Source organism: Aureimonas frigidaquae (assembly GCF_001463905.1).
Classification (GTDB): Bacteria; Pseudomonadota; Alphaproteobacteria; order Rhizobiales; family Rhizobiaceae; genus Aureimonas; species Aureimonas frigidaquae.
The window spans coordinates 229163-250576 of the sequence record NZ_BBWR01000003.1 but is presented as its reverse complement, the minus strand read 5'-3'; the positions used below and the strand labels follow the sequence as shown (position 1 = coordinate 250576).

Here is a 21414-nt window from a genome sequence, read left to right as displayed (position 1 = left end):
GCTCCCAAGATTCGTCCTACGCCCCGTCAGATGGCCTGGCGCGCATAGAGCGCTTCGACCGCCTCGACCCAGGGCCCGACGTTCCAGCGTCCATAGGCACCCATTCCGGCGATCTCGTCCTCGCCCCAGTAGACGGGCACGTGCACGAGCGAGAGCCCGTCATGGGCATGCGCCTCCTGCAGCGCGGCCCTCAGGCTCCGGGCATCCGTCCCGCCGAAGACCGCCTTCACGCCCTTCACCGCATTGGCCATGGCGACGTAATCGACCGCCACGTCGTCATTCGTTCCGAAGTCGGGCCCGTATTGAGCGGTCTGGAGCGAGGAAATCGCGCCCATGCGCCGGTTGTCGAAGACGACGAGGATACCCTTCGCACGATGGGCGACGGCGTCGATCAGGATCTGCGGGTTCATCATGAAGGAGCCGTCGCCGGAAAAGGCGATCATGGGCCGGGGCGCGTCCGCAACGGCGGCCGACAGCAGCCCATTGGCCGCAAAGCCCATATAGGAGGCCCCGCTCTCGGTGACGGTTTCGCCCGGTGCGTCGTCCTCGATCACCTGGAACCCGTTGGCCTGGACGTCGCCGGCGTCGAAGAGCTTGACCGCTCCGATCTCCCGGGCAAAGCGCGCGACGATGGCAATCGCACTTGGCTGGGTCAGGACGGGCCCCTTCCAGACCGGGTCGTCCAGGCGGACCTCTGCGCACCTCTGCGCCTTGAGCGCCGCCCATTCCCGCTTGCGCGCCCCGCATTCGGCAAGCCACGCATTGCGTGCCCCTTCGTCGGCCGGCCGGTTGCCGAGCGCGCCGAGCAGGCCCTCGATGGTCGCCCCGATATCGCCGACAAGCGCCACGGTCCGGTTGTAGTGTGTGGCCGCGGCAATATCGGCATTGATGTTCACAACTGCCTTCGCGGACGGATAGCCCGTTCCCGAGCAGTCGGCCTGGCACACGGCGCGCGAGCCGACGACGACCAGCAACTCGCCATGCTCCATGGCGAAGTTCCCGCTGATCGAGCCCTTCGATCCGCCCACATGCATGTTCTGCGGATGGGCGTCCGGCAGCACGCCGAGCGATCCCGGCGACAGGACGACGGCCGCGCCGATGCGCTCGGCAAGGCGCCGCACGGCATCGGCATGCCTGCGGGCGCCGCCGCCCACCTTCATGACAATGCGGGGATGGCGCCCCACGAGCTCCGCTACCCTGGCGAAGGCGGCCGGATCGCTCGGGGCCAGCGGGGCAACATCGATGCGCTCCGGCAAAGCATCGAGGCGCAGCCCTTCAATGCGGCGCGGCTGCACGTTGATCGGCAGGTTCAGGTAAAAGGGCGAGGCAGCATAAGGGTGATGCACCGCTGCGGTGCCGCGGCGCATCGCATCGCGCAGGGCTTCGGGCGTGTGGAGCGTAAAACTCGGACCCATGGTTTCGGTCAATCGCCCGAACTGGTCCTGCCGGCCGCCGGGCACCTGCTGCATGTTCGGACCCTCGCCATGGGTCGTCTCGTCGCCGTAGAGGTGATAGACGCCAATGCCGTTGGCAGCGGCCGCCAGTGACCCGGCCAGCGCCTGGAGTGCGCCCGGGCCGATCGAGGTCAGGACAGCGGGGACCTCACCATAGACCCAGGACAGCGCCGTCGCCGCATGCGCCATCGCGGTCTCGTTGCGGCATTGAATGAAGCGCAGGGCTCCGGCCTCGGCATAGACGCGCAGCACCTCTCCGATATCCGTATTGCCGTGACCGAGGATGCCGAAAAACTTGTTCACCCCCTGCTTCAGTAGGCCAAGCACCACCCCTTCCGACACCGTGACGTCGACGGTGTTCGGCAGTGCCCCGCTCTCGATGGCGCGCACGACTTCTCCCGCGCGCGCTACGGCGGCAGCGCGCCCTACTCTATCCAACTCGCTCATGACCTTCCTTTCAGGCTGCCGCAGCCAGGGCGCGGCAGTCGTCCATGCCTTAGGTCCGTACCCGCACGCTCGCCCCTTCCGGGGACACGGCGAAGCCGTCCTCCTCCCAACCCAAACGCGCCGACAGTTCCGCTGCCGCCCCCTTCACCCGCGGCTCCCATGCGCGCAGGCGCTCGTCCGTCACCCGAGGGCTCGGTCCCGATACCCCGATGGCGCCGCAGACGGCGCCGTCATAGCGAAACACCGGCGCAGCAATGCACCGCACACCGATGCTGAACTCCTCGTCGTCGATCGCCACTCCCTGCTCACGCACGCTGTCGAGGTGGCGGACGAGACCTGCAGGGTCGACGATGGTGCGGCGCGTGAAGGGTTCGAGCACACCTGCCGCCAAGATCTCTTCCCGCAGCGCTTCCGGCTGGAAGGCGACGAGCGTCTTGCCAAGCGCCGTGCAGTGCACCGGTGCGAGCGTTCCGATCGGAGCATCGACGACGACGCCCCGGCGCGGGGACGCCTGATCGATATAGAAGGCCCGGTTGTCGGCGAGAATTGCGATATGGCTGCACTCCCCCGTCTCTTCCGCCAGAGCCTCCAGGAAAGGGCGCGCCGCCTCCCGCAGGTCCAGGCGGCGCAGGGCCTTGTGGCCGAGCACGCCCATCCGGATGCCGAGCGAATATCGCTGTGTCTTGGGGTCCTGCTCGACATAGCCGGACTGCTCCATGGTTCTCAGCATGCGTGACACCGAACTCTTGTCGAGCTCGAGCTGGCGGGCCAACTCGGACACGCCCAACGTCCCAGGCTGCTCGCCGAGGGCATCCAGGAGCCGAAGGGCTTTCGTCAGCGATCTGATTTCCATGAGCGAGCCGCCATCTGCTAATCGAGGGAAAGATTAGGGCCTTGTTGCACATCGGTCAACGATGTTGCGTGCCATTTCGTTCGTGCACTGGCCATATGACATGAAAGCGCTGCGCTTTGAAATGCTGACTGTTTAAGCGACAACCGCTTTCACTCCCCTTTTACCGCAAACGAGGGGAGCAGATCACGTGGCGCATTGCAGTCCGCCTTCCGGCGCCCAGCACATCCATCGCAACCAAAACCGCTAAAATGAAACGGTGTTGACTAGTGTGATACAGCGTGATTAGCTTCCTGTGCCTTTTGGGAGAAGGGCGTTGCGATCTGCGATGCGCGACTGGGTCGCTCCGCGGGTCGGGCGAACCAGGGAGAAAATGCATGCCATCTGAGATGACACGCCGCCGCGTCCTGCGCGGGGCAACGGCTCTTTGCGCGGTGATCCTCGCCGCTGGCGCCACGCAGGCATCCGCCACGACGCGTATCGGCGTCTCGATCCCCACCCTCGACAACCCCTTCTGGGTCAACGCAGTCAATTTCGCCGAGCATGTCGCCACGGCACTCGACATCGAGTTGACCGTGGTGGGCGCCGAGAACCGGGAGGACAAGCAGCTTACGGACGTCCAGTCCCTGGTGTCCTCCGGCGCCCAGGCCCTCGTCGTGACGCCGCAATCGACGGCGAGTGCGCCCGGGCTGATCCGCCTGGCCGCCCGCGCGAACCTGCCCATCGTCATCGTGGACCGCTATCCGGGCTTCGAGCCGGGCAATGCCGATGCGCCCTATGTGGCCTTCATCGGACCCAACGACGTGACCGCGGGCCGCGACATCGCCCAGCACCTGATCGACGATGGCGCCAAGAAGCTGGTGGGCCTGGGTGGAACGCCCGGCTCCTCGGTGGCCGAAGGGCGCGAGGAGGGGCTGCGGGCCGCGGTGGACGGGGCCTCCGGCGTGCAACTGGTCCAGTATGTCGGCGCCGGCGAGTCCGAGGATGACGGTTACGGCGCCATGCAGAACCTTTTGGCGGCGAACCCCAAGGGTTCGATCGACAGCGTGTGGTGCTACAATGATGCGCTGTGCCTGGGTGCCTTCCGCGCCGTGCGCCAGGCCGGCCGCGAGAACGAGATCAAGCTCGCCGGCATGGACCTCGTACCGCAGGCCCTCGACCTCATCGAACAGAAGACGAACTACACCTTCTCGACCGGCGGCCACTGGCTCCAGCTCGGCTTCGGCGTGATGATCGCCTACGACAAGGTGAACGGCCACGACCCGATCAAGCCCGTCGTGCGGCTCGACCTTCTCGGCGTCGATGCCGGCAATTTCACCAAGTTCAAGCAGCAGTTCATCGAGGGCGAGCCGCCTTACGATGTCGAGCAATACACGCTGACGAACAACCCGTCCGCCACCTCGCAGCAGTTCCCGCTCGAGACGAAGTGACGGTAGCGTCCCGGGGCGCACGGCTCCGGGACGTTCCCTGCTCTGGCTACCCGCCATTCCCGCATCGTATCGTCAAGGCGTCTTCATGCCCAAAGCCACTCTCGGCGAAGTCATATCCCGCTATATCGCCTACCTCGCCCTGGCCGTCGTCATCCTCGTCTTCGGCGTGCTCGCGCCCGATCGCTTTCTCACCCCCGGCAATCTCGGTGTGGTGCTGCAGAACGCGGCCGTGCTCTGCATCGTGGCGATCGGCATAACCTTCATCATCATCGGCGGCAGCATCGACCTGTCGGTCGGCTCCATGATGGCGCTGTCGGGCGCGGTCGCCGCAAGCCTGACACCCCAGTTCGGCGCCTGGGCCTTCCTGGCCGCGCCGCTCGTCGGGGCGGTGCTGGGCGCCGTGAACGGCTCTGTCTTCGTCTATGGCCGCATTCCGTCCTTCGTCGTCACGCTCGGCATGCTGTCGGTCGCACGCGGACTGACCGTGGTCTTTTCCGGCGGGCGGCCCGTCCCGATCCCCTTCACGAGCGATTTCTACATCTTCGGGACCCCTCCGGTTCCCTTCATCATCGCCCTCGCCGTCGCCGTGGTGATGGCACTGCTCCTCTCCTTCACGACGTTCGGCCGCTACACGCTCGCCATTGGCGGCGACGAGGAGAAGACGCGTGTCCTCGGCGTGCCGGTCGACCGCGTGAAGCTTGCCATGTTCGTCGTCTCGGGCCTGCTGGCGGGCCTGGGCGGCGGCATCCTCACCTCGCAGCTTGGATCGGGCAGCCCGACGGTCGGCGTCGGCTTCGAGCTTCTTGCCATTTCGGCCGTCGTCATCGGAGGCACGCCTTTGACCGGTGGTCACGGCTCCATCGTCGGCACGGTCGTGGGCAGCCTGGTGATCACCACGCTTGCCAATGGCCTCGTCATCCTTGGCATTTCGACGAATGTTCAGACGATCCTGACCGGTGTCGTTCTGGTCGGCGCAGTGATGATCTCGATCAGTCGCGGCAAGATGAAGATCATCAAGTAGCCGTCCGCAACCTTTGCAGCCAGAGAAAGCAGTTCCATGTCCCACCAGGATACACCCGCCCTCCGGATCGGCCTCGTCGGCGGTGGCGCCATCATGCGGCTGAGCCACGCGCCCACGATCGCGCGCAACCCCCGCACCGAGCTTGCCGCTGTCTTCGACGTGAACCTCGACAATGCGTCGGCCATCTGCGACACCTTCGGCGGGCAGGCCTTCGACGATCTCGAGGAGATGCTCGACAAGGGCGGCGTCGATGCCGTTATCGTCGCAACGCCAAACCGTTTCCACGAGGAAGGCGTCGTCGCGGCCGCGCGCCACGGTAAGCACGTCTTCTGCGAGAAGCCGCTCAGCATGGATGTGGCCGGATCGCGCCGCATGATCGAAGCCTGCGAACAGGCCGGCGTCATCCTGCAGGTCGGCTTCAACCAACGCTTCTGGAGCCAGGTGCAGATCGCCAAGGAGCTGATCGATGCGGGCTTCATCGGTAAGGTCCACCAGATCCGGTCCAACTACGCCGAGAAGGCGAGCGCCTATCCGGCCGCCTCGCGCTACCGCTACGACCTTGCCCAGTCCGGCGGGGCCACGATCATCGATCTGACGATCCACCGGATCGACCTCGCCCGCCACCTCGTCGGCGACTATGCCGCCGTCTTCGCCGAACTTGCCCATAGCGAGATGCAAGAGAAGGTCGACGACAATGTCTGGCTGCTCACCCGTTTTGAGGGCGGGGCCCGTGGCTGCCTGTCGGGCAACCGCTACTCCCCGGCGATCGGCGACGGGACCGATATCTACGGCACCGAGGGCACCATCCACATCGCCAGCGAGACCATCAATCCGTTCAACGCCGTCCCCCTTGCGGTGCACACCGAAAAAGGGGCGGGGGATCTGCCGGACGTCCTACGCGAGGCGCACTACCCCGACGCCTGGTGGGAGCAGTTCAAGGGTGGTTGGATCTCTGTGAAGCCGCCGCGCCGCAGCCCCTACGACGCGCAGCTCGAAGCCTTCCGCCGGAGTGCCGTCGAAGGTCGACCCGCGGTCGTCGACGGCTATGACGGCCTGCGGGCGCAGGAGGTCGTGCAGGCGTCCTACCTGTCGCTCGACCGCGGCGGCTGGGTCGACCTGCCGCTCGACGCCGACGCCCCCTTCCTCGTCCCCACCTACGCCTGAGGCCTGCGATGAAGAGTGCCTTCCATTCCGTCGGCTTGCCGGACGTCCCCATCCTGGCGCTGATCGATCGTGTGGCCGACGCTGGGTATCGGGGGATCGAGCTCAACGCGGAAACCCTTCCCTGGGCGGGCCCGCATGTCACACCGGACACACCGCCGCAGGAGCGGCGCACGATCCGCACGGCCTGCGCGGCGCGCGGGCTCGCCATTCCCGCCATCGGCGCGCATGTGGAGATGGTCGGCGAAAGCGCAGAGGCGCGCCAGGCTGCTATCCGCTTCGTCGAGGGCTGCATCGATCTGGCATCCGACCTTGCCTGCCCGTTCGTGCATGTCCTGTCCGGTCCGCAGGCAAGCGGGGCCAGTTATGACGCGAGCTGGCGCTGGTTCGCCGACGCGATCGCGCGTTGCGCAAGCCATGCGGACGGCCGCGGGGTGGGCCTGGGCGTCGAAGCCATCGCCGGCCACCTGTTCCATGCGACGGACGACTATCACCGCCTGTTCCACGATCTTCCGGGTTCGACGATCTTCGTCAACTTCGATCCCAGCCATCTGGAAGTGCAGGGCGAGAACCCGGCGCGGGTCCCGGACGAGTTGGGGGACCGCATCCGCCACGTGCATCTGAAGGACGGCAAAGGGCGCTTCCCCGATTTCGCCTTTCCGCCGCTGGGGCAGGGCACGATCGATTTCCACGATCTTGCCGGCCGCCTGCGGACCGCCGGCTTTAACGGCTTTGCCTCCGTCGAATACGAGGCCCAGGTCTATGGCTACGCGCTCGACGAGGACACGATCCTGAAAGGTGGGGAAGCGTTCTGCAACAGTTTGGAGATCGACCGATGACCACGCCCGCCCTCCCCCCACGCACGGCATCCGTCCAACCGGCGGGCTTTCCCGGCGAGGAATATTTCCTGCGCCTGTCCGATGTCGGCAAGCGGTTCGGCGGCGTGACGGCCCTGGAAGGGATCACCCTCGACATTCGCCGCGGAGAGGTGCTCGGGCTCCTGGGAGACAATGGCGCAGGCAAGACCACCCTGGTGAAGGTCATTTCCGGCGTCCATCAGCCGACCTCGGGAGAGATCCGCTGCACCGGCGAGGTCACGCGCATCTCGACACCGGATCGTGCGCACGATCTCGGCATCGAGACCGTCTTCCAGGATCTTGCTTTGGTTCCGAACCTGCCCGTCGCCGACAATTTCTTCATTGGCCGGGAGATGACCTGGAACCTGGTGCCGGGTTTCATCAAGGTCCTGAAGAAACGGGAGATGGAGCGCGACGCGGCCGAGACGCTCAAGCAGCTGGACATTCACATCCCGTCGCTGCGGGTCAATGTCGACATGCTGTCCGGCGGCCAGCGACAGGCGATCGCCATTGCCCGCGCGATCCGCTGGAAGGCCAATCTCGTCATCCTCGACGAGCCGACGGCCGCGCTCAGCGTCCCGGAGCAGAACAAGGTCCTGGAACTCGCCCGGCGCCTCGCCAGCCAGGGCGTCGCGGTGATCTACATCACGCACAACATGGACGACGTCATGCGCGTGACGGACCGGATCGCGGTGCTGTACCGCGGACGCCTCGCCTGCGAACTGCGCACGGCGGAGACGAGCCAGGACGAGATCGTCGGGGTCATCATGTCCGGCAAGCCACCCCGACGGATGGCCGACGCCTGAAAAGGACGCACAGGTTCAGGAATGGCAGCTGCCGCGTCGCTCTCGACCGGCTGCTGCCATTGCGTCGTCTGCGAACCTGTCCGCACCCGCTCGCCCGCATCCCTATCGCCGCAGGGGGCTCCCGGCCGGTGACAATCTTGGGGCGCGCTTACGAAGCGCCATGGCCGCTGCGGGCGCGTCTGCCGCCGTTTCGTTCTTCGACAAAAACAGGCCTGGCCTGATCCAACCGCCATGTGGCACGGGCCGGGTGCGGGCGGTTCGTCGGGCCCTCGTCTGGGCAGCCAGCTGACCATCGAGCTGCAGGGATTTTTTACCGCATTGAGGGGTCAATCGAGCGCCCTGGCATGGAGGTTGCACCAATGATCCGGGCCGGGCAGTAGCGAACTGACCTGACGTCATTCTTTGAAGATAACGTCTGCCCACCGGATCGGCCGTCAAGAAATCGGCCGCAACGCTATACGCAGTCGCGTCTCGAGTGGAATTATACTGTGGCACGTATAACTCGCTCTACACGCATATGCGTATATCATGTCTTTATACGCGCTCGCGTATGAGCTCATGGAGGCACTTTCGGCTCTGCGCCTCGAACTCGTCGTCAGGCCGCGCACCGAAGCCGACGATATCGAGGACATCCTCTCGTGGCGAGAAGAATGTCAAACGCACCCCGAGAACTTCAGTATCTTCCTCGATCCAGGGGGACGCTTCCGTATGACGCCCTTGTACGATGTACTGACGGCGCAGCCGAGTCTCGATTCCGGACATGTCGATCGTAAGGAATTCAAGCTTGCCATGTCTGTTGGCCTGAAACGGCACTAGTCGATCCGCGACGTCATGCCCCGCCATTTCATGCAGACGGCGGACATTGCGGGTCGGCAAACCCCGTATGCGCGAGATATTCGACGATCTGTCAGTGCATGCGCGAAGCCAGGCGGACACAGTTTTCAACGCACTGCCGAACAACTTCCCGGAGCCGCTGATCGGCTCGGTTCGCTCGGCGATCGAGCAGCGAACGGCGATCCTGGCCGGCACGAAGGATCATGCCACGGATTAGCGCACTTCGTGCGCGCGACGCTGCAACCTGGGCCACTTGTTCATGGACGGGCGACCTGACCCGCTGAGACACCGCTTGCAGCGTCCAGGCAGCGGTCCTGCACATGCGCATGACCGATCCGAAGTATTTCCCCGACCTTTGGAACCAGGCATGGAGTTGACAGGATAAGCGACTTGTCTTTAAGTGGTCTTACCACGGACGGATCACCTGATGAGCAGTGACGTTTCCATCACACGCGGCGACACCGAGACACGGAGCGGCTACGAGCGCGTCGTGTCCTTCCTGCGCGAGCAGCTTTTGTCCGGCCAGTTGAGGACGGGTGACTGCCTCCTGCCCGAACGCGAGTTGTCGGTGCGGCTGAACGTGAGCCGCCCCATGCTGCGCGAAGCGCTGCGGGCGCTGGCGATGATCGGCGCGGTGGAGATCCGGCACGGCGTCGGGACGATCGTGAAGCGGCCGGACGTCTCGACGCTCGGCGAGTTCTTTTCCTTCGTTCTGGCCCAGCAGGCGGATGTCATCGACGACATCATGGAAGCGCGCATCGCGATCGAGCACCATGCGGTGCGTCTCGCCTGCCGCCGGGCAGGCCAGATCGATCTGGACCGCATTGCCGATGCTCTCACGCAGATCGCGCAGACCATCCACGATGTGGAAGCAGGGGGCGCCGCAGACTTCCGTTTCCACGAGGCGATCGTGCGGGCTGCCCATTCGCCGACGCTCGTCAGCATTTATGGCTCGCTCTCCGCATTGATGATGCGCTCGCACCTCGACCGGCGCGAGCAGATTATCCGGATCGAGGGGATCGACGCCTTCCTGATCGATCACCACCGTCTGATTTTCTCGGCCATCGTCGATCGCGATGCGCAGAAGGCCGACGATCTTCTCACCCGCCACTTCGAGATCGGTGCCGAGTTCCGGCGCCGGGCAACGATGCTCGAGACCGCGCACCGGATGGGGGAGCGCCGGGAGGCGGCATCGCCCGCCGGGCCGTCGAACGACCAGAACGCAAGGACCCATCCATGAAGATCGTCATCGGCAGCGACCACGCCGGCTTTCCGCTGAAAGCCCAGCTCATCGAGCATCTGAAGGCGGGAGGCCACGATATCGAGGATGTCGGCAGCTTCGATGCCAATCCAGTCGATTTTCCCGATATTGCGCGGCTGGTCTGCGACAAGGTGCGCAAACAGGATGCCGAGCGCGGCCTTCTCGTCTGCGGCACGGGCGTGGGCGCCGCCATCGCGGCCAACAAGATCCGCGGCATCCGGGCCGCCGTCTGCCACGATGTCCATTCTGCCCACCAGTCGGTGGAGCACGACGACGTCAATGTCATGTGCATCGGCGCCCAGATCGTCGGCCCCTGGCTCGCCAACGATCTCGTCGATGCCTTCTTCGCCGCCGCCTTCGATCGCAACGAAGATTTCGTGCGCCGCGTCGACAAGCTCGCCCAACTCGAATCCGCCGACTGACCGGGACGACGTTTGGGAGGACGTCAGGGATGAACGAGAAAGACACGATCCGGATCGGCTTCGTCGGCCTCGGCACCATGGGCCGCGAGATGGCCCGCAATCTGGTCGAGGCGGGTTACGCCGTGACCGCTTACGACATCGCACCGGCGGCCGTTGACGCCCTGGCGGCGCTCGGCGCCCGGCCCGCGGCTGGCGTGGCGGATATCGGCGCGGGCGCGGACGTCGTCATCACGATGCTTCCCGATACACCGCATGTGGAAGAGGTGGTTCTGGGCGCAGGCGGTCTCATCGAGACCATGCGTCCGGGCTCCATCATCATCGACATGAGCACGATCTCGCCGGCTGCGACGCGCGCCATGGCGGAGCGCCTGGCATCGACCGGCATTTTCATGCTCGACGCGCCTGTCTCAGGCGGCCCGATCGGTGCGAAGACCGCCACGCTCTCGATCATGGCGGGCGGCGACGCCGACGCCTTTGCGCGCGTGCGCCCCGTCCTGTCCGCCATGGGCACGACAATCACTCGCGTGGGTGAGAGCGGCGCCGGACAGACGGTCAAGCTCTGCAACCAGCTCGTCTGTGGGGTGAACCTCCAGGCCATCTGCGAGGCCTTGGCGCTCGGTCGCGCCTGCGGGGTCGATCTCGACCAGATGCGCGCGGTGCTGCTCGGCGGCTCGGCTTCATCCTGGATGCTCGACAAGCTCGGACCGGCGATGATCGCGGGGGATGCAGGCGCGGGCTTTCGCATCGACCTGATGCTCAAGGACCTGCGCCTGACGCTCGACATGGCACAGGCGCAGTCCGTTCCCCTGCCGGCGACCTCTCTCGTCACCACCCAGTATCTCGAGGCCAGGGCGCATGGCGAAGGCGCCAACGGCAACCAGGCCCTGTTCCGGGTCTATGACCGGATGACCGGGCAGCGCGCCGCCGGCGCGTCTGACAGCCAGCCATGACCCTCGACTTCACCCCCATATTCGCCCGCTGGCAGATGCTTCAGGACGGCCTTCTCCTGACCATCCAACTGGCTGCGGTGACGACGCTGACCGGCTTCCTCATCGGCACGATCTGCGCGATCGCCCGCCGGTCGAGCTGGCCCTGGGCATCCAGGCTGGCGGGCATCTACATCGAGAGCATTCGCAACACACCGTTCCTGGTGCAGATCTTCGTCGTCTATTTCGGACTGTCGAGCCTGGGCTTCTCCTTCTCGGCCGTCACCGTCGCCATCATCGCGCTGACCATCAATGTCGGCGCCTATACGGCCGAAATCATGCGCGCGGGTTTCGATTCCGTGCACCGGGGACAGTGGGAGGCAGCCGAGTGCCTCGGCCTGTCGAAGGCCAAGGCCTATTGGCACGTCGCGCTGCGGCCGGCGATGGAGCGCGTCTACCCGTCCTTGACCAGCCAGTTCATCCTCCTGATGCTGGCCTCGTCCGTCACCTCGCAGATCTCCGTCGAGGAGCTGACCGCCGCCGCCAACTTCATCCAGTCCGAGACGTACCGCCCGTTCGAGACCTTCCTCGTGGCGGCGGTCCTCTATCTCGGCCTGTCGCTGGTGATGCGGCTCGTCTTCTGGCTCTTCGGCCTTCTCATCTTTCCGCGGCTGCGACGCCTCGGAACGGCGCTCTAGAGGGTACGGCCATGAACACCGCCGTCAATCTCGGCCATCTCCAGTTTCTGCTCACCGGCGCATTCTGGACGCTCGTCCTGTCGCTGATGGCCTTCGCTGGCGGTGGGCTCGTCGGCTTCCTAGTCGCACTCGGGCGCACGGCGCCCTGGCGGGCGCTTCGGGTTCTCGCCGGCTTCTACGTGACGGTCGTGCAGGGGACGCCGCTCCTCATCATCCTGTTCATCACCTATTTCGGCCTGCCGACGCTCGGCTACTCCATCTCCCCGCTCCTGGCCGCCGGCCTGTCGCTGACGATCTATGTCGGCGCCTATCTCGGCGAGATCTGGCGCGGCTGCCTTCAGTCGGTCCCCAAGGCCCAGTGGGAGGCGGCAGAGTGCCTGGCGCTGTCGAAGACCAGCCGCATGTTCAAGGTGATCCTCCCGCAGGCGATCCGCATTGCGACGCCGCCCACCGTCGGCTTCTGCGTCCAGATCATCAAGAACACCTCGCTCGCATCCGTTGTCGGCTTCGTGGAACTGGCACGCGCCGGGCAGCTCATCAACAACTCGATCTTCGAGCCCTTCCTGATCTACGTCATCGTCGCCGCGCTGTATTTCTGCCTCTGCTACCCGGTGTCGCTTCTCAGCCGCCGTCTGGAGCAGCGTGGCGCGGCGCGTCTTGCCACCCTCAAGGCGCTGTCGGCATGACCGCGGCTCCCATCCAGGATACAGCCATGCCCATCGTCGCCCTCAGAGACGTCCGGAAGAGCTTCGGGGCCGTGCAGGTGCTGCACGGCGTGTCCTTCACCGTGGAGAAGGGCGAAGTCGTTGCACTGATCGGCGCCAGCGGCTCGGGCAAATCCACCGCGCTGCGCTGCATCGACCGGCTGGAGGTCATCGACAGCGGCGAGATCGAGGTCTGCGGACACCGGGTCGACGATCCGAAGCTCGACCTGCGGCGCTTGCGGCAGGATGTCGGCATCGTGTTCCAGAGCTACAACCTGTTTCCGCACCTGACAATCGCCGAAAACATCATGCTGGCGCCGCGCTCGGTGAAGAAGATGCCGAAGGCGCAGGCACGGGCGGTGGCTGAAGGCGTGCTCGCCAAGGTGGGCCTTGCCGAGAAGGCGGACCAGTATCCCGAGCAGCTGTCGGGCGGCCAGCAGCAGCGCGCCGCGATCGCCCGCTCACTGGCGATGGAGCCGAAGGTCATGCTCTTCGACGAGGTCACCTCCGCGCTCGACCCCAAGCTCACCGGGGAGGTCCTGCGCGTCATCGAGAGCCTGGCCGCCGGCGGCATGACGATGATCATGGTGACGCATGAGATGAACTTCGCCCGGCGCATCGCCGACCAGGTCGTCTTCATGCACCAGGGCCGCATCCACGAGCAGGGAACGGCCGGCATTCTCGACAAGCCGGCCACCACGGAGCTGCGCGACTTCGTCGCCGAAGAATTGTGACGGCCGGGCGCACCCGCACCGGCTGCATGAAGGGGAGGAACCACATGAAGCTGAAGTCTTTGACCACCATCGCCGCGGTCCTGGCGACGCTCGCCGCCGGCATCGCGCCCGCCGCGGCCGATGCGCTGGCCGATATCATGGCCGCCAAGAAGATCCGCGTCGCCACCGACATGGCCATCCCGCCGTCGGGCATGCTGGACGCCGACCTTCAGCCGACGGGCTCCGACGTCGAAACCGCCAAGCTCCTGGCCGCCGACTGGGGCCTGGAACTGGAGTTCATCCAGACCACGGGCGCCACGCGCATCCCGAACCTCCAGACCAACAAGGCCGACATCGTCATCTCGACCCTGTCGGTCACGCCGCAGCGCGCCGAAGTGATCGACTTCTCCACGCCCTATGCCGCGCTCCAGTCTGTCGTCGGCGCGCCGAAGGCCTCGACCATCGCAAGCTGGGACGATGTGCGCGGCCAGGCGATCACCGTAACCCGCGGCACGACGCAGGACACGGAGCTGACGGGGCTGGCCTCGGAGAAAGGCTTCACCGTGACGCGCTACGACGACGACGCCACGATGGTGACGGCGGCCGTCAGCGGCCAGGCCAAGATGGTGGCGACCTCCGCCACGCTGGTGAACCAGATCGGACAGCGCAACCCGGAGCTGGCCTTCGAGCCGAAATTCGTGATCCGCACCTTCGATCTGGCCATCGGCCTGCGCAAGAACGAGCCGGAGCTGAAGGCCAAGCTCGACGAGTGGGTCTCCACCAACCTCAAGAACGGCAAGCTCAACGAGATCTACCAGCGCTTCCACGGCTCGCCCCTGCCGGCGGAGATGCTGCAATAGGCAGGCCGTCTGGCGCCATCGGGGTGAGAGGGGCGCGGACATAAGGTCCGCGTCCTTTTTTTTGCGTCACGGACCGGCCACGTCGGGTGCCCTCCCCTGCGAAGCTCTGATGCCGGCGCTCTGCGCACATCGTGCCGGATCGTCACTACGACACAAATCGCATCGACGCGTGTTTCATCGCGTCCGGGCGGCAGATCGCGTCCCATGCTTTCGATGCAATGGCGCATCCCGGCGTCGTCACCCATCCGTGGAACAGGTCAGTGTCTCCCAGTCCTCGATCTCACGCAGCATCGCTTGCAGGCGGTGACGCACCAGCCCGAGGGCGTCGCTGCCCAGAAGCAGTTGCGGCGGAGGATTGTCGGAATTCACGAGCGTCAGGACGGCTTGCGCAAGCTTTTCCGGATCCCCCAGCTGTGCGCCATGCTTTTTCTGCCGGGCCTCGCGGATCGGATCGAAGAGCCTGTCATAAGCATCGATCGAGCGCTCCGTGCGGACCATCGAGCGCCCCGCCCAGTCCGTCCTGAAAGAGCCCGGGCAAAGCGCCGTGACGTGCACGCCAAAGGGTGACATCTCGGCCCGCATGACTTCGGATATGCCCTGCAGCGCAAATTTGCTGCCGCAGTAATAGGCGATCCCCGGCATGGTGATCAGGCCGCCCATCGACGTGACGTTGACGATAAATCCCGAGCGCCTCTGGCGGAAGCGCGGCAGAAACGCCTTGGCCACGGCTACCGCGCCAAAGACATTCACGTCGAACTGGCGCTGCATCTCGGACAGAGGGGATTCCTCCAGCACCCCCTCATGCCCATAACCGGCATTGTTGATCAGCACGTCGACCGGGCCGACATCAGCCTCGGCCTGTCGGACGATTTCCTCGATGCGGTCGAAATCGGTGACGTCACATAAGACGGCATGGGCCTGCGGATGTCTCTCTGCCAGGGAGCGGCGCGCCTCCTCGGAGCGAACAGTGCCGATCACCGTATGCCCCGCCCGCAGCGCTGCCCCGGCGATGGCAAGCCCGAACCCCGAATTGGCGCCGGTGATGAAAAACGTCTTGCCTGTCACGGTCGAGCCTCGCTTGCGCATGTCCATGGATTGCAAAATACTCTGATGCCGCGCCGCGCAATACCGCAGATCCTCTGGCATAATTGAGCAATCCTATGAAACCCGATGACCTTGCCCGGCATGCATCCCGGCTGGCACCCCGCCCCGGCTACAACCCAACGGCCCTGCGCGGCATGCGCATCCTGCGGTCCGAGACCGTTCTAGAGGATATGCCTGTCCTCTATCGACCTGGGGCGGTCTTCGTGCTGCAAGGCGCCAAGCAGGGCTTCCTGGATGGGAAAGTCTATCGCTACGATGCCGACCACTATCTCGGCGTATCGGTACCCGTGCCATTCCGCATGGCATCGCAAGCCAGCCGCGAAGTACCCCTTCTTGCACTCTACCTGGAGTTCGACCTGAACCTCGCCGCCGAAATAGCCATGATGCTCGAGCATGGCGGACACGGTGTACAGGATGAGGCCCGAAGCCTTGTCTCGAGCCCCTTATCTCCGAGATTGCGAGACCTGTTGCGCAGGGTTTTGGCTGCGCTTGCCGACCGCCAGGAATGCGCGATCCTTGGACCAGGCTTGTTGCGGGAGCTGCATTACCGTGTCCTTGTCGGACCACAGGGCGGCGCTCTTCGGGCCGCCCTTCGTCACCGGGGGCCTGCCGGACGGATCGTGCAGAGCCTTGCGCACATACGGGCATCCTTCACGGTGGGCATATCCGTCCCGGAACTGGCGGCAGCGGCCGGTATGAGCGTTCCCTCCTACCATGCGCATTTCAAGGCCCTGACAGGCACCTCGCCCATCCGCTACATCCGGGCAATACGACTTCACGAAGCGCGCATGATGATCGCCTCCAACCAGGGCTCCATCGCCACCGTTGCCGCCAAAGTCGGCTATGCGAGTGCCGCCCAGTTCAGCCGCGATTTCCGCAACCACTTCGGGCGAACCGCAACCGAGGAGATCCGCTGGATGCGCGAGCATCTGGCATATCCAGCGGGTTGAAGAGCGCAGACGCTCTTAGACCGTTCTTTGCCTGCCTCAAGCAGGCAAGCGTTCGATTTCCTATCAGGCCGCGGCGAGACTGAAATTCAAGCTGAAAAACGCACGGCTTCAGTCATGCAACCAAACCCACAATCTCCCTCAAACCCGGGAAGCTTAGGGTCTAAGGTCGAGTTCTACGGCAATCGGTGGTAATTGGCGCGCCGCGCCGCGGATTGATCGCGATGTCGTATAGGAGTATTTAAACTGCCGAGAGGACTACGCCGACGTCGAAGCATCGCAACTGTGCGGTCTAGCGCCTGGTCAATGGAGTGTCGGCTTGTGGGAACGAGACGGTCTGGTCTGAACGACTGAAATGAGGGCGCGTTTCTGAACGCGGCCTCGCCATGTTCAACGAGGCCGCATGAGCGCATCATCCATATCGACACCGAGGTATCGAACGGTGTATTCGATTCTAGCGTGTTCAAGCAAAATCTGAATAACTCGGAGATTGCCGGTAGCCTTGTAGATCAGGAGGGCCTTGGTACGGCGGAGCGAATGCGTTCCCTATTCCTCGGAGCGCAGTTCAATTGCCGTAACCCATTCATCGACCAATCGCGCGTACTGTCGAGTGCTGAGGTGCCCCCCCGTGGTCGACCCGGCTCGGGGACGCGTAGTCGTCGATACTGCTACCACGGCGTTCGAGCCACGTGAGCAAACTTGCCCCCGTGTCTGCGGTGATCTCGAGCTGGACGGGCCGGCCGGTCTTTTGCTGGACCACCATTGATCGGGTCCGTATTCCCGAGCTGGAGACAAACGATCCGATTTTCATATTAACGAGGTCGCAACCGCGAAGCTTGCTGTCGATTGCGAGGTCAAACAATGCCCGGTCCCACATTCGCGCTTCGCGATTGGGGATAACCGGATCAACCAGATTTGCTTCACTTTGAGCGCTCGTTTGGTGCCGACCTGCTTGCCTGCATTCCGGGCCGGCCGACCTTTGGCGGCTGAGTCGTACTTTGAGATACCCATGTCATTTCTCCTTTTAGCCACCATGGCCAATGGAGAGATACGAGGGGCCGCCAGCGCACTGGCTGGATTAAGGCCCGGGGATAGGATAGCCGCAGTTCTGCCGTGGGCGGTTTGCAACCTCATCGCGGTTGATCAAAGAGCATCAGCGTGCTGCAAGCAGGCGCCTTTTGGTTCCCGTCACGAACCCCTAGGCTATGGAATGTTGGCACAGGGCATAACTTGGCCTCCAACCGAGCAAGTATGGATTTTTTGGGTATAAATGTAGCGTGGAGCAGACCAGCCCCACTTAGCGTCGGTGTGTATGCTGCAGTCAGGGAAAACATGGTTCTACAACATCACCGGACGCAGCATCCCGTCGGTCAGGGCTTCTTTCATTCTGCACGGCTTGAAGAAGTCGGTCGCGTGTTCCGTTATGTGTTCGATTGTGGCGCGATGTCCACCTATAAGACTGCAAGAGCTGCGCAGATAGAAGAGTACCGCAAGGGCTGCGGTTCAAACGCGCTGATCGACGTGTTGTTTATTTCGCACGCGCACGCCGATCATCTGAACGGGCTCGAACAACTGCTCTCCCCTGGGCTTGAGGTCGACACCATCGTCTTGCCATTGATGAATGTTGAGGACCGTTTAATTGCTTATGGCCGCGACCTCGCCGTCGACGCGGCTTCCGCACAGGATGGATTCTACCGGGACTTCATCATAGACCCCGCTACCGCGCTTGGGCGGTTCAAGCCGCGTCAAATTCTGTTCGTGCGCCCGCAACATGGGGACGGCGGGGCGCCAGGAAGTGATGGGGATGGTTTCGGGGGCCCCGATGGCGACCGGGATGTCAGCTCGGTTCCCATCGACACGCGGCTTGGATTCAAGCTGGTCGGACGTGGCTCGGTCCGAAAGATATCGACTGGAACAGAGGCAAACTCAGCAAGTTCGGGAGCAGCAGGTTCAGACGTGTCGGAGATAGAAGATACGCAAGCACTGGCAGTGCCGCTTAGTACATCAATGTCCTGGCTTCTAGCACCATATGTCGATCCAACCATTGAGGCTGATCGCAAGCTTTTTAAAAAGGCCTTGAAGTTCGAACTTAACGCGGCTGGAGCGAAGACGCTCAGTCTTAAAGTCGGCAAGCTGACGACGAGGGACCTCCAGACAATTGTCATTGACCATGTCGCGGTCTTGTCCTCCGCCTATGCGAGCATCAATAAGAACCTTAACGTGACCTCGTTGTGTCTCTATTCGGGGCCGGCACCGCAAGGCCCAAAGCCAAAGGTTTCATATGCTGCGTCGTTTGGTAAGTGGTGCACGACCTCAATTTCGGACGAGCGGGTTGCTTGGCTGACGACAGGTGATGCGGCGCTCAAGCAGCTGAAACGCCGTAAGCCGTTCTTGAAGCACTACGGCAAACTGCTCGACCAGGTGACGACCCTGACATTGCCCCACCATGGGTCGGAACATAATTTCGACCCTGAACTGATCTTGGCGGTGAAGCCGTCCATGTTCGTGGTGGCCGCAGACTACTACAAGGGTTGGCGGCATCCGGGATCGACAGTGATCCAAGCTGTAGCCTCTGCCGGAGGTGTGGTCTCGGTCGTGACAGCGAGCGAGCTGTCGAGGGTCGAAGAGTTTTTGCAACTCTCGTAAAACGTCGTGCAGTGCTAAGGGGCGGACCCAGTCCTTGGGCGAGATAGTAGCGAAGCGACCTTGGCTCAGCCAACAATTAATCAAGCGAGATGTGCCTCATGTAACACATGATCAGTTTTCTACCCTGTCGATCGCGTAGACTCTGCACATCACTTAGAAACATTGGAAATCTTGACGATATTGTTGACTGCAATGATCCGCGCCTAAGATTAGCGTGCAGTGTTTTGTCTGCCATGCGCGTCAACATAAATTGTTTGCATTGTTCGGCGCATAGTTCGCGAGTTGCGCGATTGCGTGGGCGGCAAGCGTTCCCACGAGAGTCGCTTTATGGGTACTCGGGTCTTAGCAGCCCCCAGAATAAGATGGAGCCTCCAGTCGGACGACAATGCCTTAAGGTATTCATGGGATTTGATCGGACGGCTGAAATGAAGGCGCATACCGGCCACTCTAAGCCCATACACGATGCCTACGATGGTAAGGAAATCGCCCAATCGACCGAACGCGATTCGAACTTCTCGACCGCAAAACACCCCAGTTTCTATGCTATTCTGTCCGCTGGCTATTCCTCACTCTTTACCAGAGCGTAGTTCCCACGCTTATCGGCGGTAATAGCGGGCAATCGGTGTGCGACCCGAGACATACGTGACGATTTGTACCGGACGCATGGGTAACACTTTTCGCTTTTCGCGGGAGGTGTTGATGCCGTGAAAAGAGAGTTCGGTTATGGACGAGCGGGTTCGTTTTGTCGGCCGTCTTTTGGACGGTGAGAGCATGAGCGATGTTTGTCGAGAGTTCGGCATCTTGCGCAAGACAGGCTACAAGATCTGGGACCGCTACTGGAACGAAGGCCTGGAGGCACTGACGGACCGCTCGCGGCGGCCTGTGCGCTACGCCAATCAGCTGCCGCAACAGACAGAGCGGCTGATCGTCGAAACCAAGCGGAACAAGCCGCATTGGGGTGCCAGGAAGATCCGCGAACTTCTGCTCAGACGTCTGGCAGGTGACGTTCGCATTCCAGCCCAATCAACCGTGCGTGCGGTGCTCGACCGCTATGGGCTTGTGAAGCGGGCCCGGCAGCGGCGCCGCTTCACGGCCGAGGGAACGACCTTGTCGTGCGCAACCGCGCCCAACGATCTGTGGTGCGCCGACTTCAAAGGCGAATTCAAGACCGGTGACGGACGTTACTGTTACCCCCTGACGGTGACCGACCAGGCTTCGCGCATGATCCAGGCCTGCGAAGCCCTTCAATCGACGAGGGAGCAGCCCGTCATCGAAACCTTCCTGCGTCTGTTCCGCCAACGTGATTGCCGCAAGCGATCAGACCGTCCTTGCCGGTCAGAGACTCGGCTTGAAGGAGGTTGACGATGGCATCTGGCTCTTAAGCTTCATGCACTACGATCTGGGATATATCGACTTGGAACAGAGAACACAGCAAACCATCGACAACCCGTTCGGCATGAGGTTGTCACCTATGTCTCAGGTACGATCTGTTACCTAGGTCTTCGGGCTGTACAGTTCTGAAATGGCGCACCCGACAGGATTCGAACCTGTGACCTCTGCCTTCGGAGGGCAGCACTCTATCCAGCTGAGCTACGGGTGCGGAGCGGCTTTTGGCCGGCTGGTGAGCGGGACTCCTAGCCGATCCCGGGCGGATCGGCAAGGTTGGGTGGTGGATTTTCTGGGGCGGAGAGGCGGCCCGAAGTGCCTTGTCCGAAAGGCGTAACAGCTATTGCAGGGGTGCAACAGCGGTTTGGAAAAGCCGATCATCGTGGGGGATAGAACGCAAAAAAGAGCCGTCGCGGACTGGAGGGGGATTGTCGCGACGGCTCTCTCTGAGTAAGCGGATATCCCGAGAGGGGGATAGGGATTATCCACTTCAATCCGGTCCGAAAGCGGGGGACGAGCTTTGGGCCGAACCACGACGCCTTAGTGTCGCGTCGTTGATCGTAAAATGCGCCTTCTGCCCGGCTGGTTCAAGACCGGCCGTTCACGCTTGCGTGATAATGCGGATTAAGTTTTCGTAATCTCGGCGTCATGTCAGCGTAACGTGCGGTTAAGTAACTGTATTTAAACGGTTTTCGCGCGGTCAAGTCCTTGTTCGCTCACACGGTTACGGAAGCGTTTCCGCGACCGCCTGACGCAGGGGAATTTTCTGTTTTGTCGGCGACATGCTGGCAATGCGGCATGTCGGCCCCGCGCAGCTCGTGGTAAGCCTTGCCGCCGTGTCGCTCGCGCGGCATGGACAGGCGTTTTCCGGCACGGTACGAGCGGTC

General features: G+C 63.3%; 18 protein-coding genes, 1 tRNA gene and 2 pseudogenes. 15 read left to right on the top strand and 6 right to left on the bottom strand.

Annotated elements, in window-relative coordinates:
- Positions 1 to 26: 26 nt before the first annotated feature.
- Both AUL30_RS04870 and AUL30_RS04865 read right to left on the bottom strand, forming a co-directional pair.
- On the bottom strand, positions 27 to 1901 hold the full coding sequence (locus AUL30_RS04870; protein ID WP_062226723.1) for a thiamine pyrophosphate-binding protein: 1875 nt from the start codon (positions 1899 to 1901) through the stop codon (positions 27 to 29).
- A 49-nt stretch (positions 1902 to 1950) separates the two neighbouring features.
- On the bottom strand, positions 1951 to 2754 hold the full coding sequence (locus tag AUL30_RS04865; RefSeq protein WP_062226722.1) for an IclR family transcriptional regulator: 804 nt from the start codon (positions 2752 to 2754) through the stop codon (positions 1951 to 1953).
- 374 nt (positions 2755 to 3128) lie between these two features.
- On the opposite strand from AUL30_RS04865, the gene AUL30_RS04860 reads away from it, so the two are divergent.
- From AUL30_RS04860 to AUL30_RS04840, 5 genes are all read left to right on the top strand, one after another.
- Positions 3129 to 4181: an ABC transporter substrate-binding protein gene (locus AUL30_RS04860; RefSeq protein WP_083507670.1), complete on the top strand. Its 1053-nt coding sequence runs from the start codon at positions 3129 to 3131 to the stop codon at positions 4179 to 4181.
- An 85-nt stretch (positions 4182 to 4266) separates the two neighbouring features.
- Complete coding sequence (locus tag AUL30_RS04855) at positions 4267 to 5202, top strand: ABC transporter permease (RefSeq protein WP_062226720.1); 936 nt, start codon at positions 4267 to 4269, stop codon at positions 5200 to 5202.
- A 36-nt stretch (positions 5203 to 5238) separates the two neighbouring features.
- The gene (locus AUL30_RS04850; protein WP_062226719.1) at positions 5239 to 6366 is read left to right on the top strand and encodes a Gfo/Idh/MocA family protein; all 1128 of its coding nucleotides are present in this window, start codon (positions 5239 to 5241) and stop codon (positions 6364 to 6366) included.
- 8 nt (positions 6367 to 6374) lie between these two features.
- A complete protein-coding gene (locus tag AUL30_RS04845; protein WP_062226718.1) occupies positions 6375 to 7202 on the top strand; it encodes a sugar phosphate isomerase/epimerase family protein in 828 nt (275 codons plus the stop codon).
- Positions 7199 to 8026, top strand: coding sequence for an ATP-binding cassette domain-containing protein (locus AUL30_RS04840; RefSeq protein ID WP_083507669.1), 828 nt, complete (start codon positions 7199 to 7201; stop codon positions 8024 to 8026). The genes AUL30_RS04845 and AUL30_RS04840 overlap by 4 nt, the downstream gene beginning before the upstream one ends.
- A gap of 534 nt (positions 8027 to 8560) precedes the next feature.
- On the opposite strand, the gene AUL30_RS19650 is transcribed toward AUL30_RS04840, so the two are convergent.
- Positions 8561 to 9055 carry a hypothetical protein gene (locus tag AUL30_RS19650; RefSeq protein WP_157069894.1) on the bottom strand — a complete coding sequence of 165 codons (495 nt, stop codon included), beginning with the start codon at positions 9053 to 9055 and terminating at the stop codon, positions 8561 to 8563.
- A gap of 232 nt (positions 9056 to 9287) precedes the next feature.
- On the opposite strand from AUL30_RS19650, the gene AUL30_RS04830 reads away from it, so the two are divergent.
- From AUL30_RS04830 to AUL30_RS04800, 7 genes are read left to right on the top strand one after another with little or no spacing between them, the layout of a single operon-like run.
- Positions 9288 to 10100, top strand: a complete 813-nt coding sequence (locus AUL30_RS04830; protein WP_083507668.1) for a FadR/GntR family transcriptional regulator — start codon at positions 9288 to 9290, stop codon at positions 10098 to 10100.
- On the top strand, positions 10097 to 10543 hold the full coding sequence (gene rpiB, locus AUL30_RS04825; RefSeq protein ID WP_062226716.1) for a ribose 5-phosphate isomerase B: 447 nt from the start codon (positions 10097 to 10099) through the stop codon (positions 10541 to 10543). Before AUL30_RS04830 ends, rpiB begins: the two co-directional genes overlap by 4 nt.
- A gap of 29 nt (positions 10544 to 10572) precedes the next feature.
- On the top strand, positions 10573 to 11493 hold the full coding sequence (locus AUL30_RS04820) for an NAD(P)-dependent oxidoreductase (protein ID WP_062226715.1): 921 nt from the start codon (positions 10573 to 10575) through the stop codon (positions 11491 to 11493).
- Positions 11490 to 12167 (top strand): amino acid ABC transporter permease, encoded by a 678-nt coding sequence (locus AUL30_RS04815; RefSeq protein WP_062226714.1) that lies wholly within the window; start codon positions 11490 to 11492, stop codon positions 12165 to 12167. The genes AUL30_RS04820 and AUL30_RS04815 overlap by 4 nt, the downstream gene beginning before the upstream one ends.
- An 11-nt stretch (positions 12168 to 12178) precedes the next feature.
- Positions 12179 to 12853, top strand: a complete 675-nt coding sequence (locus AUL30_RS04810) for an amino acid ABC transporter permease (RefSeq protein ID WP_062226713.1) — start codon at positions 12179 to 12181, stop codon at positions 12851 to 12853.
- Positions 12850 to 13605 (top strand): amino acid ABC transporter ATP-binding protein, encoded by a 756-nt coding sequence (locus AUL30_RS04805; RefSeq protein WP_062226712.1) that lies wholly within the window; start codon positions 12850 to 12852, stop codon positions 13603 to 13605. Before AUL30_RS04810 ends, AUL30_RS04805 begins: the two co-directional genes overlap by 4 nt.
- Before the next feature lie 44 nt (positions 13606 to 13649).
- A complete protein-coding gene (locus tag AUL30_RS04800) occupies positions 13650 to 14444 on the top strand; it encodes a transporter substrate-binding domain-containing protein (RefSeq protein WP_062226711.1) in 795 nt (264 codons plus the stop codon).
- A 237-nt stretch (positions 14445 to 14681) separates the two neighbouring features.
- Here AUL30_RS04800 and AUL30_RS04795 read toward each other — a convergent pair whose 3' ends face one another.
- Positions 14682 to 15509 carry an oxidoreductase gene (locus AUL30_RS04795; RefSeq protein WP_062226842.1) on the bottom strand — a complete coding sequence of 276 codons (828 nt, stop codon included), beginning with the start codon at positions 15507 to 15509 and terminating at the stop codon, positions 14682 to 14684.
- Between the two features lie 95 nt (positions 15510 to 15604).
- Between AUL30_RS04795 and AUL30_RS04790 the strand changes: the two genes are divergently transcribed.
- A complete protein-coding gene (locus AUL30_RS04790; protein WP_062226710.1) occupies positions 15605 to 16498 on the top strand; it encodes an AraC family transcriptional regulator in 894 nt (297 codons plus the stop codon).
- Positions 16499 to 16885: 387 nt separating this feature from the next.
- Here the strand turns inward: AUL30_RS04790 and AUL30_RS20060 are convergent.
- Positions 16886 to 17506, bottom strand: a pseudogene (locus AUL30_RS20060) (tyrosine-type recombinase/integrase).
- A gap of 321 nt (positions 17507 to 17827) precedes the next feature.
- Here AUL30_RS20060 and AUL30_RS04780 point away from each other — a divergent pair.
- Positions 17828 to 19141 carry a ComEC/Rec2 family competence protein gene (locus AUL30_RS04780; RefSeq protein ID WP_062226709.1) on the top strand — a complete coding sequence of 438 codons (1314 nt, stop codon included), beginning with the start codon at positions 17828 to 17830 and terminating at the stop codon, positions 19139 to 19141.
- Between the two features lie 723 nt (positions 19142 to 19864).
- Positions 19865 to 20440, top strand: a pseudogene (locus tag AUL30_RS04775) (helix-turn-helix domain-containing protein); the annotation flags it as partial.
- Positions 20441 to 20664: 224 nt separating this feature from the next.
- Here the strand turns inward: AUL30_RS04775 and AUL30_RS04770 are convergent.
- A tRNA-Arg gene (locus tag AUL30_RS04770) sits at positions 20665 to 20741 on the bottom strand.
- Positions 20742 to 21414: the final 673 nt, after the last annotated feature.

What these genes read in the sequence shown, in the direction of transcription:
- AUL30_RS04870 (WP_062226723.1), bottom strand. Translation starts at nt 1,901, where the DNA reads ATGAGCGAGTTGGATAGAGTAGGGCGCGCTGCCGCCGTAGCGCGCGCG.
- AUL30_RS04865 (WP_062226722.1), bottom strand. Translation starts at nt 2,754, where the DNA reads ATGGAAATCAGATCGCTGACGAAAGCCCTTCGGCTCCTGGATGCCCTC.
- AUL30_RS04860 (WP_083507670.1), top strand. Translation starts at nt 3,129, where the DNA reads ATGCCATCTGAGATGACACGCCGCCGCGTCCTGCGCGGGGCAACGGCT.
- AUL30_RS04855 (WP_062226720.1), top strand. Translation starts at nt 4,267, where the DNA reads ATGCCCAAAGCCACTCTCGGCGAAGTCATATCCCGCTATATCGCCTAC.
- AUL30_RS04850 (WP_062226719.1), top strand. Translation starts at nt 5,239, where the DNA reads ATGTCCCACCAGGATACACCCGCCCTCCGGATCGGCCTCGTCGGCGGT.
- AUL30_RS04845 (WP_062226718.1), top strand. Translation starts at nt 6,375, where the DNA reads ATGAAGAGTGCCTTCCATTCCGTCGGCTTGCCGGACGTCCCCATCCTG.
- AUL30_RS04840 (WP_083507669.1), top strand. Translation starts at nt 7,199, where the DNA reads ATGACCACGCCCGCCCTCCCCCCACGCACGGCATCCGTCCAACCGGCG.
- AUL30_RS04830 (WP_083507668.1), top strand. Translation starts at nt 9,288, where the DNA reads ATGAGCAGTGACGTTTCCATCACACGCGGCGACACCGAGACACGGAGC.
- rpiB (WP_062226716.1), top strand. Translation starts at nt 10,097, where the DNA reads ATGAAGATCGTCATCGGCAGCGACCACGCCGGCTTTCCGCTGAAAGCC.
- AUL30_RS04820 (WP_062226715.1), top strand. Translation starts at nt 10,573, where the DNA reads ATGAACGAGAAAGACACGATCCGGATCGGCTTCGTCGGCCTCGGCACC.
- AUL30_RS04815 (WP_062226714.1), top strand. Translation starts at nt 11,490, where the DNA reads ATGACCCTCGACTTCACCCCCATATTCGCCCGCTGGCAGATGCTTCAG.
- AUL30_RS04810 (WP_062226713.1), top strand. Translation starts at nt 12,179, where the DNA reads ATGAACACCGCCGTCAATCTCGGCCATCTCCAGTTTCTGCTCACCGGC.
- AUL30_RS04805 (WP_062226712.1), top strand. Translation starts at nt 12,850, where the DNA reads ATGACCGCGGCTCCCATCCAGGATACAGCCATGCCCATCGTCGCCCTC.
- AUL30_RS04800 (WP_062226711.1), top strand. Translation starts at nt 13,650, where the DNA reads ATGAAGCTGAAGTCTTTGACCACCATCGCCGCGGTCCTGGCGACGCTC.
- AUL30_RS04790 (WP_062226710.1), top strand. Translation starts at nt 15,605, where the DNA reads ATGAAACCCGATGACCTTGCCCGGCATGCATCCCGGCTGGCACCCCGC.
- AUL30_RS04780 (WP_062226709.1), top strand. Translation starts at nt 17,828, where the DNA reads ATGGTTCTACAACATCACCGGACGCAGCATCCCGTCGGTCAGGGCTTC.